The organism is Mesorhizobium sp. M7A.F.Ca.AU.001.01.1.1 (assembly GCF_004022735.1).
GTDB classification, from domain to species: Bacteria; Pseudomonadota; Alphaproteobacteria; order Rhizobiales; family Rhizobiaceae; genus Mesorhizobium; species Mesorhizobium ciceri.
Genome location: NZ_RZPF01001090.1, coordinates 1 through 1331 on the forward strand (window position 1 = coordinate 1; position 1331 = coordinate 1331).

The window sequence follows — 1331 nt, forward strand, 5'->3', positions numbered from 1 at the left end:
AGCGCGAGCTGTGCGGCTTGCGCAAGCACGATGCCGTCATTCGTGAATACAACATCCCGAAAGCGGTGCTGGCCAGGCTCGGCGCGAAATAGGGATCACTCCAGCCATTCGGTGATGAAGCTGCCATTCTCGTGGATGTCGGTCGTTTCCAGCGGGCCTGGGCCGAGATTGGTGAATTTGTGCGGCGTATTGGGTGGCACGATCAGGATCTGGCCGGCGGATGCCTCGATTTCCTGGTCGCCGACAGTGAACAGGCCGGTGCCCTGGCGGATGATGAAGATCTCCGCGTAGGGATGTGTGTGCAGGCGCGGGCCGCCGCCGACATCAGGCAGATAGTTGAAGATCAGGCAGGAGTTGGAGCCGTAGGCGCCACATTGCAACTCGCCCTTCCAATGGTCCGAGCGAACGGCCCAGGTGTCGCGGTCTATGACGTGTGCCATGATGACAAGGATAGACCCGGCTGGGGCCTTGTGTCGAGCCGAACAAGGGCGTCGGATTTGCGGGTGTTTCCCGGTTGTTTAGTGATGGTTGGCGGCTATCCGGCGTCGTGTTGACCGGCGGCGGATTTTGTCCCCGCGACAATCTGCCCTTGTGCCTTCACCCGTCTGGACAAAAACGGGCTTCACGCATAAACCGAAGTCCAAATGCCGGAGGAATTCGCAAGCCTGTTCGCCATGCGCTGTCGGGTTGGCGTAATTTGAGCGGGGAACAAGGCTCAACCACCGGCACGGAAGAGGCGAAAGGATCAGGCACCCGTGAGCGCAACCGACACCCAGGATCCCAACCGTCGTGATTTTCTCTACGTCGCCACCGGCATGGCCGCAGTGGTCGGCGCGGGTGCTTTCGCGTGGCCGTTCATCGACCAGATGCGCCCTGACGCCTCGACGCTGGCGCTCGCCTCGGTCGAAGTCGACGTCGCCTCGCTGACGCCGGGCATGTCGCTGATCGTCAAATGGCGCGGCAAGCCGGTCGTGGTCCGCAACCGCACCGAACAGGAAATGAAGGACGGCGAGGCGGTCAAGCTGGCCGATCTCAAGGATCCGATCGCCCGCAACGCCAATCTGCCGGCCGACGCACCGGCGACCGACGCCAATCGCACCACGCCCGGCAAGGAAGCCTGGATGGTGATGGTTCAGGTCTGCACGCATCTCGGCTGCATTCCGCTTGGCCAGGAAGGCGATTTCGGCGGCTGGTTCTGCCCGTGCCACGGTTCGCAATACGACACCGCCGGCCGCATCCGCAAAGGCCCGGCGCCGGAGAACATGGCGGTTCCGGTATTCAAGTTCATTTCCGATACCAAGATCCTTATCGGTTGAGGCAGGGGGATATTT

Annotated in this window: 3 protein-coding genes; 2 read left to right on the top strand and 1 reads right to left on the bottom strand. The window is 62.0% G+C overall.

What is annotated here, in order from left to right; all coding sequences use genetic code 11:
- On the top strand, nucleotides 1-92 hold a 92-nt coding region (locus tag EN884_RS40365; RefSeq protein WP_348633000.1), incomplete at its 5' end, for a DUF6665 family protein.
- Nucleotides 93-95: 3 nt separating this feature from the next.
- Here the strand turns inward: EN884_RS40365 and EN884_RS36085 are convergent.
- A complete protein-coding gene (locus EN884_RS36085) occupies nucleotides 96-440 on the bottom strand; it encodes a cupin domain-containing protein (protein ID WP_013529983.1) in 345 nt (114 codons plus the stop codon).
- 315 nt (nucleotides 441-755) lie between these two features.
- Here EN884_RS36085 and petA point away from each other — a divergent pair, with 315 nt between their 5' ends.
- Nucleotides 756-1316, top strand: a complete 561-nt coding sequence (petA, locus tag EN884_RS36090; protein ID WP_013529984.1) for a ubiquinol-cytochrome c reductase iron-sulfur subunit — start codon at nucleotides 756-758, stop codon at nucleotides 1314-1316.
- The last annotated feature ends 15 nt before the right edge of the window (nucleotides 1317-1331 follow it).